Origin of the sequence: Stagnihabitans tardus (genome assembly GCF_009925085.1) — a bacterium.
GTDB lineage: Bacteria > Pseudomonadota > Alphaproteobacteria > Rhodobacterales > Rhodobacteraceae > Stagnihabitans > Stagnihabitans tardus.
In genome coordinates this window covers 1-7,232 of record NZ_JAABNR010000051.1, presented here as the reverse complement: position 1 = coordinate 7,232, position 7,232 = coordinate 1, and the positions used below count along the sequence as shown (strand labels likewise).

Here is a 7,232-nt window from a genome sequence, read left to right as displayed (position 1 = left end):
CCGCCGCCGACCTTTGTCGACGACAGAGAGAACCTCAATCTGTGATCTGAACTTAGAGTCATCCATAAGGTCAGCGTCTTAGCTGACCTCAACCAATGGTGTCAGACGGCAATAACCGGAGGCTTACGCCAGGGGTGGCTCTGCCGACTGTGAGGCAAGAGGGCGTGGCAAGGGCGGCTCTGCGGACTGGGCGCAGGGCGCGCCTCTGCCGACTGGAGGGCTTGGCCTGTCGGCTCGCGGCCTCACAGGACCAAGGGTGCCGCATTCCCTCACCGGGTCACCAAAGACGCCCCCTCAGTCGGCAGGAACCCGGTCACAGGACCCAAGCCCCTCCGGCAGTCGGCAGGGCTTCCGGCAGAACTGGCCTCAATTCGCCACGCTGGTCAGGATCCGGCTGTTGATCGACAGGACATCCAGCTTGCCCGCCTCGACCTCTGCCTTCAGGGCCTGGGCATAGCCCCCGACCGATTCCGTCGTGGGCCGCATCTCGGGGAAGAGCGGTGACCCCGATTGCAGCACCACGACCTTGGATTTCCCCAGGGTCGTCGCATCGACGGTAAAGGCGATATGCGCCGGGTCATCGTTGTCGGCCAGCGGATAGGCGATGCGGACCTTGACCTCGCCCGCCTGTCCCGCCCGCAGGGCCTCGACCGAGTTCTCGGGCCGGTTCAGGTTCGGCAGCAGGTGATAGACATTGCCCGAGACATCGACGATGGCGACCGAGACATAGCCCGTCGTCACCTCCGCCGGGATCACCAGGTCGATCACGGGGTTCTCGCCCACGAAATAGCGGCCCGAGGGATTGTCATCCGGCCTGTCGCCAAAGCCGAAGTCAAAGCGGAAGGGCCCGTCATGGGCCTCTGGCAGGGCGGTCTCGATCTGGCAGAGCGAGGGGTTCAGAAGCTCGATCTTCAGGTCCACCTTGCGCCCGGGCGCCGCCGAGGACAGCGCATCAAAGAGCGCCACCTGCTGCTCGGGCTTGGCAAGACGCCCGGCCACCTGGATCGTGTCCTCCTTGCCGTAACCCAGCGCCGGAGGGTCAACCAGCACCAGGTCGCCGCAATCGGCCTCCTGGGCCAGGACGGGCTTCAGGTCATCGGCGGTCAGGAATTGCGGCACCTTGGCCACGAGCTCGATCTGCCCCTGGCCCTGCAGGACCCCGGGCAGCTTGCCCACGGCGGCCATTGCGGCCTCTTGCAGGCCCGCATCCGTCGTGGCCCCGCTCACCGCCGCCTCGTTCCCCGTCACCGCCAGCTTGAAACTGTCAAGCTTCTGGACCGCCTCCACCACGGCCAGCACATCCGCCCCCCAGCTTGGCCCGATATCGCCCGAGGCGAGGCTCAGATCGGCCTTGCCGCCCTGGGCCTCGACGGCGGTCTTCAGGGCCTCCAGCACCTCGACCGAGGGCACGACGCCCACGGCCCGAGGGGGCGCGCCTTCCGCCTTGTCGACGATCAGCGAATAGGGTTCCGCCCGGGGCAGGGCGGGTGCGGTCAAGCTGGAGAGCGCGCCGGAATACCAGGCCCCGCCGCCGCCCACGCCCAAGAGCACCAGGGCCAGCACGGCCCAAAGCCCGGCCTTGCTGCGCGGCGCGGGGGCAGGGGCCGCAGCCTTTGCCCCCGAGAGCGTGCCGATCACGGCCGGAGCCTCTGCCGCCCGCGCCTGAACCTCAGTCGGCGGAGCCACGGGCGGGCGTTCCACTGCCGGTGCAGTCGGCGGAGCCGCCCCCGAAGCTGCCCCCGAAGCTGCCCTTGGCACGATCACCGTCCGCTCATCGGCCGAGGCGCTGTCGATGAAGCGCAGCACCTCCTCCGCCGTCTGGAACCTTTGCGCCGGGTCGGGCGCGGCCAGGCGGTCGATCAGGCTCTTCAAGGGCTCGGGCACGCCGGAGGTATCCAGCGCCTGGCCCTTCTTCTGCACCACTTCCATCGGATTGGCGCCGGGATCGGGCCTTTTCCCCCGAAAGGTCGCCAGAAGCAGCGCCCCCAGGGCATAAAGGTCCGACCTTGCATCGGTCTTGCCCGCCAGCTGTTCGGGCGCGGCATAGGCATATTTCCCGGCGAATTCATTGCCGACGATGGTCTGCGCCCCCGGGTTCGCATCCTTGGCGATGCCGAAGTCGATGATCACCGCCTCTTCCGGGCGCCCATGTTTCAGGATGATGTTGTCAGGCGAGAGGTCGCGGTGGATGATCCGCCGCCCATGGGCCACCGCCAGGCCCGAGGCCACCCGACGGCAGACCTTGACCAGGTCATCGGCCCCCATCCCCCCCTGTTTCAGCACAAGGTCCAGGCCCGGCCCGTCGACATGGTCCATGACCAGGTAGACCAGCCCCTCGGGCGTCCTGTGGTTCTCGCTATAGCGCACCACGGCGTCATGGCGGATCTCGCGGATCTCTTCCTCGCGCCGCATCAGGGTCAGAAAGGCCTCGTCGCCCGAGAATTCCGACTTCAGCACCTTGATGGCGACGAAACGCCCCGAGATGTCATTCCTGGCCTTGTAGACCTCGGAGGTGCCCCCGCGTCCCAGGACCTCTTCGATCCGGTAGGTGTTGTTCAGCAAATCTCCGGGCTGGAAGATGTCGCCAGGTCTGGAATCGGCCATTCTGTCCCCTCGTCCTGCACGAAGGGCGCCCCTTCGGGCGCCCCTTCAGCCTCAGCTGCCGACCTGGAATTCGACCCGGCGGTTCACATCCGCCTTGGGATCGGCGGCATTGGCGGGGAAGGCCTCGCCCACGCCCTCGGCCACCAGCTTCTCGGGGGCGATGCCGCAATCCTCGACCAGGTGGCGCTTGACCTCCTCGGCCCGCAGCTTCGACAGGTTCTGGTTGTAACCCTCCGACCCCGAGCTGTCGGTATGGCCGATGATCTTGAACGACGGCAGCTCGGCCGTCTTCATCACCTCGCACAAGGTCGCGAGCTTTTCCGTCTGGCCCTCGCCGATGGCCGCGCTGTCGAAGGCAAACTCGATCTGGATATTGACCTGGGCCGAGGGATCGAGCGCCACATAGGAGGTATCGGCGGGAAGCGCCGCCGCCGCATCGGGATTGGCGGGCTGCTCGGCCGTCGAGGGCGCGATGACCAGGCCGCGCGTCAGCTGATCGGACTGCGCCTTGAACTTCGCCGCCAGCTCGGCCGCCGAAAGGCCGCTGTCATCCTGCGCCAGGGCAGCGCTGGCACCAAAGGCGAGAAGGGCGATCATCGTCACCCGGCTGAAAGCACGCGTCATGGGAACCCCCCGGAAATGCTGAAACACCTTTGAACCTTAGCCCGCCCCGCCCCCTTTGCCAACGGTTATGGAAGTGCCATCGTTCCCCCCCAAGCCGAATCCCTTGCACCGACAGGCGCTGCGGGTTCAGATGCGCCATCCACGCGAAAAGGGTTCCTGCCTTGCGTCTGCTTCCTGCCATCCTGCTCTCTGTCTCTGTCCTGATTGCCGCGCTGATCGTGGTCTCGATCCCGCTCTTCTTTCCCTCGGGCGGCGGGGGCGGAGGCGGTGCGGTCGACAACCAGGCCCGCATCGACATCGAGCTTCTGCACGGCGACCTTCAGGCCCTGAATGACACGGTGACCGAGCTGCGCGACCAGGTCGATTCGCTGGAAGACCGCGTCAACCAGATCGAGGTCGCGGCCCAGCCCCAGGTCCAGGACGGCAGCGGCTTGCAGATCGTGACCCCCGATGGCGAGAATTCGATCTCGGGCAATTACGCCCAGGTCGTGCTGGTCGCCGCGCGGCGGGGGCTGAACGCCGGGCTCAAGGTGCCGACCTCCTCTTTCATGGTGGGCCAGTTCGGCATGCCGGCCGAGAACCTGAACGACGATTGCCAGCCGATCACCAATCCGCGCCTCGCCTCCATCCTGGAAGAGCGGCAGGTCGGGCCGATCAAGGCCAAGATGCTGAAACCGGCGCTGGACAGCCTTCAGTCGATCTTCGACAAGATCCAGCGCGCCGATCCCGACCTTTATGCCCGGATCAACACGGCGGGCACGATCTGCGCCCGCTGGATCCGGGGGTCCACGACCTCGGTGTCGTCGCATTCTTTCGGCACGGCGATCGATCTGAACATCGACGGCGTGCTCGACACGCTGGGCGATGGCCGCACCCAGTTGGGCCTGACCATCATGTCGGATTTCTTCAACGCCGAGGGCTGGGTCTGGGGCGCCGCCTATGGCCGCGAGGACTCGATGCATTTCGAGGTCTCCGAGGACACGATCAAGCAATGGGTCGCCGAGGGCAAGCTGTGACCCACGACCCCGAGCACGGCCTGAATTCGGATGCCCGCGTCACGGCCTTTGTCGCGCGCCAAGGGGTCTGGGCCGAGGCCATGGCGGCGGCCCGCGACATCCTGCTCGCCCAGGGCCTGGCCGAGACGCTGAAATGGGGCCAGCCCTGCTATGTCGAGGGCGGCAATATCGCGCTGCTGGGCGGGTTCAAATCCGGCTTGCGGATGATCTTTCCCAAGGGCGCGCTGATCGAGGAGGCCGCGCTGATCTCCCCGGGCGAGAACACCCGTTCGGGCCGCTATCTCTCCTTCGCCTCGGCCGAGGAGGTCGAGGCCCAGGCCCCCTTGATCCGCCGCGTCGTGGCCCAGGCCCGCAGGCTCGAGGCCGAGGGGGTCCGCGTCGATTTCGCCGCCGATCCCGAGCCCGACTGGCCCGAAGAGCTGACCGCCTTTTGCGAGGAGGACCCCGATTACACGGCGGCCTTTCAGGCGCTCACCCCGGGGCGGCGGCGCTTCTGGATCCTGCATTTCTCCGAAGCCAAGCAGGTCAAGACACGCCTGGCCCGGGTCGCAAGGTCGCGTGAGAGGGTCCTGGCGGGCAAGGGGTTGAACGACTAAAGCGCCAGCGTCTCGGCCACCAGAGCCATGACTGCGGCGCTTTGCACCCCGGTTACCGCGGCTTGCACCGGCAGCCCGTCCCAATCACCGGGCGGGAAGGGACGGCCCTGGGGCTTCAGGATGGTCTGCCCCGTGGCGATCCCCTCGCAGACCACGCGCATGGCGCCCTCGGTCCGGGTGAAGAGATCGGGCCGCACCAGGTGGACGCAGGCGCAGGTGTCATGGACCAGCATGGCATCGGGGATGAGCGCGTCGTAAAAGTCGATGTAGCGCTGCGAGAGCGCATCCAGGAGCGTCAGGGCCTGCGATTTCGGCGCCAAGGCCGCAAGCTCGGGCCGGCTCATCTGCGTCTGGCCCGTGACGTCCAGCCCCACCACGTAAACCTTCCAGGGCGCGGTCAGGACGAGGTCGGCGGCCTCGGGGTCGCCATGGATATTGGCCTCCGCCGCCGGGGTGACATTGCCCGGCACGAAGAAGGCGCCGCCCATCAGCGTCACATCCTTGACCAGCCCCGCGATCCCGGGGTCGCGCCGCAGCGCCAGGGCCAGGTTCGTCATCCGCCCCACCGCGATGATCGAGACCTCTCCGGGGTTCGCCCGGACCGTGTCGATGATGAAGCCCGCCGCGTCGTCGTGATCCAGCGGGCGCCTATGGGCGGGCTCGGGCAGTTGGATATCGCCCAGCCCATTGGCGCCGTGGATCATATGGGGGAAATGCCCCGTGCCACGGTTCGGGTCGAAACAGCGCCCCGCGCCCTGGGCCACCGGGGCGTCGAAGCCAAAGGCCTCGCGCAGGAAAAGCGCATTGCGGGTGGTGACCTCGATGGCAGCATTGCCGAAGACCGTGGTCACGCCCAGAAGCTGGATCTCTGGATGGCGGGCCAGGAACAAAAGCGCCATGGCGTCGTCCACGCCCGGATCGGTGTCGAAGATGACCTTGTGCATGGGCGGCTCCTGTCGCGGCTGATCGCGGTTCGTGACGCGGTTCACGGGCGGCGTCAAGCCCTTGGGACTTGTCCCGCGCCTGACCCGGCGATAGGCTGCACCCATGAGACTGCGCATGACACGAAACGCCTTGGTATTCCTGGCTTCGCTTGGCCTTTTGCCCTGGGCCCCCGCCCGGGCCGAGGTCTCTGGGGGCCTTTATTGCTCGGTCGGCATTATCGACGGCCTGACGCCCGACGGGCCCAGTGACGTCATGGGGGTCTGCTACGACCTCCCGCAGGTCCCCTTCCAGATGACGGCAGAGCGGTTGGATATTCTCGGCACATTATCAAGCGCGGATTGGCAGGGGGGCCGCTTGGCTTTCGGCGGAGCGCTTCTGGACCCCGCCAAGGACATGCCCGCGCCGCCCTTGCCCTCGGTCAAGATCAGGGCCTGCCTGGCCTCGGGCTGCCCCGGTCTCTCGGTGCCGCCCGAGGTCAAGGCGCTGTTGCAGGCGCTTGATCTCGCCCCCCGCGCCTGGTCGCGGATGGCGGGCAAGGCCGCAAACGGCGCGGAAAGCGGTGCGACGCTCGACGCCTTCGTCTATCGCCGAGAGGCGAAGGACATCATCGTCCAGCCTTTGCCCCTGCAACAAACCAGCGCGATCAAGGTTCAATGGTATGAGATTTTCATCGTCGAAGCCGCCCTGACCGGGTCCTTAGGCTGCCCGGGTCGCTCCGGATTTCCCGGCGCTGCTTCAGGGCTGCACCCGACAGGGCGTGCCGCCTTGATCCACGATGCAGTCTCGATCCCCAGCCCCAGGGTCGTGACCTTCGCGATCAGGAAGGTGCCGGCGCGCAGCGCATAGCCAGAGTCGAATGCAGCCAGGATGGGCCAGACCCTGAAGAGGCTGTTGGAGAGGATCGCCAGCACGACCAAGCCAAAGATAATGGCATGATGACGGATCACCGCCCTTCGGTTCGAAAACCCAAAGCGCTGGCGGCGCGCGATGCATTCGGCGCGGGTGGCGATCAGGGACCAGCACAAGATCGCCCCGGCCAGCAGCGCCAGGGCCTCTGCAACGAAGAGCACAGGGGAGACCCTGCAGAGCAGGCAGAAGTCCGACGCGACGAAAGAGCCAAGGCAAGCCATCGCCGTTCCCGCGAAGATGACGCGAGCTTCCTTATGGTCAATTTGGTCCCAGGTGCGGGCCATCGAGATATCTCCACCGCGAAGGACGACGACAAGTGCGACCCGTGCCTTCGATTCAAGCGCTGCGAGCTCTCCACGTCAGGATTGGACCCATTCCCGTGTGTTCGTCGCCAACGCCCCTGCTTCGCAGAGTGAGCTACTCCCCAACTCTTGGACAGATTTCTGGCTGATTTAAGCTACTGCCTGCCTCTGCTGATCGGTTTGGGTTGCGTTGAAGTAGACCACGGCGGGCGGCTGTCCGCCATGGGCAGTGTGAG

Annotated in this window: 6 protein-coding genes; 3 read left to right on the top strand and 3 right to left on the bottom strand. The window is 66.5% G+C overall.

Annotated elements, in window-relative coordinates; genetic code table 11:
- Positions 1-366 precede the first annotated feature (366 nt).
- Positions 367-2,604 (bottom strand): serine/threonine protein kinase, encoded by a 2,238-nt coding sequence (locus tag GV832_RS21255; protein ID WP_168776876.1) that lies wholly within the window; start codon positions 2,602-2,604, stop codon positions 367-369.
- A 51-nt stretch (positions 2,605-2,655) separates the two neighbouring features.
- Positions 2,656-3,228: an OmpA family protein gene (locus GV832_RS21250; protein ID WP_168776875.1), complete on the bottom strand. Its 573-nt coding sequence runs from the start codon at positions 3,226-3,228 to the stop codon at positions 2,656-2,658.
- 161 nt (positions 3,229-3,389) lie between these two features.
- Here GV832_RS21250 and GV832_RS21245 point away from each other — a divergent pair, with 161 nt between their 5' ends.
- Both GV832_RS21245 and GV832_RS21240 read left to right on the top strand, forming a co-directional pair.
- Positions 3,390-4,244, top strand: a complete 855-nt coding sequence (locus GV832_RS21245) for a M15 family metallopeptidase (RefSeq protein WP_168776874.1) — start codon at positions 3,390-3,392, stop codon at positions 4,242-4,244.
- The gene (locus tag GV832_RS21240; protein WP_168776873.1) at positions 4,241-4,840 is read left to right on the top strand and encodes a YdeI/OmpD-associated family protein; all 600 of its coding nucleotides are present in this window, start codon (positions 4,241-4,243) and stop codon (positions 4,838-4,840) included. Before GV832_RS21245 ends, GV832_RS21240 begins: the two co-directional genes overlap by 4 nt.
- Here the strand turns inward: GV832_RS21240 and GV832_RS21235 are convergent.
- Entirely contained in the window at positions 4,837-5,784 is a 948-nt protein-coding gene (locus GV832_RS21235; RefSeq protein ID WP_168776872.1) for a nucleoside hydrolase, read from the bottom strand. The genes GV832_RS21240 and GV832_RS21235 overlap by 4 nt on opposite strands.
- Positions 5,785-5,887: 103 nt before the next feature.
- Between GV832_RS21235 and GV832_RS21230 the strand changes: the two genes are divergently transcribed.
- Positions 5,888-6,631 (top strand): hypothetical protein, encoded by a 744-nt coding sequence (locus GV832_RS21230; protein WP_168776871.1) that lies wholly within the window; start codon positions 5,888-5,890, stop codon positions 6,629-6,631.
- The last annotated feature ends 601 nt before the right edge of the window (positions 6,632-7,232 follow it).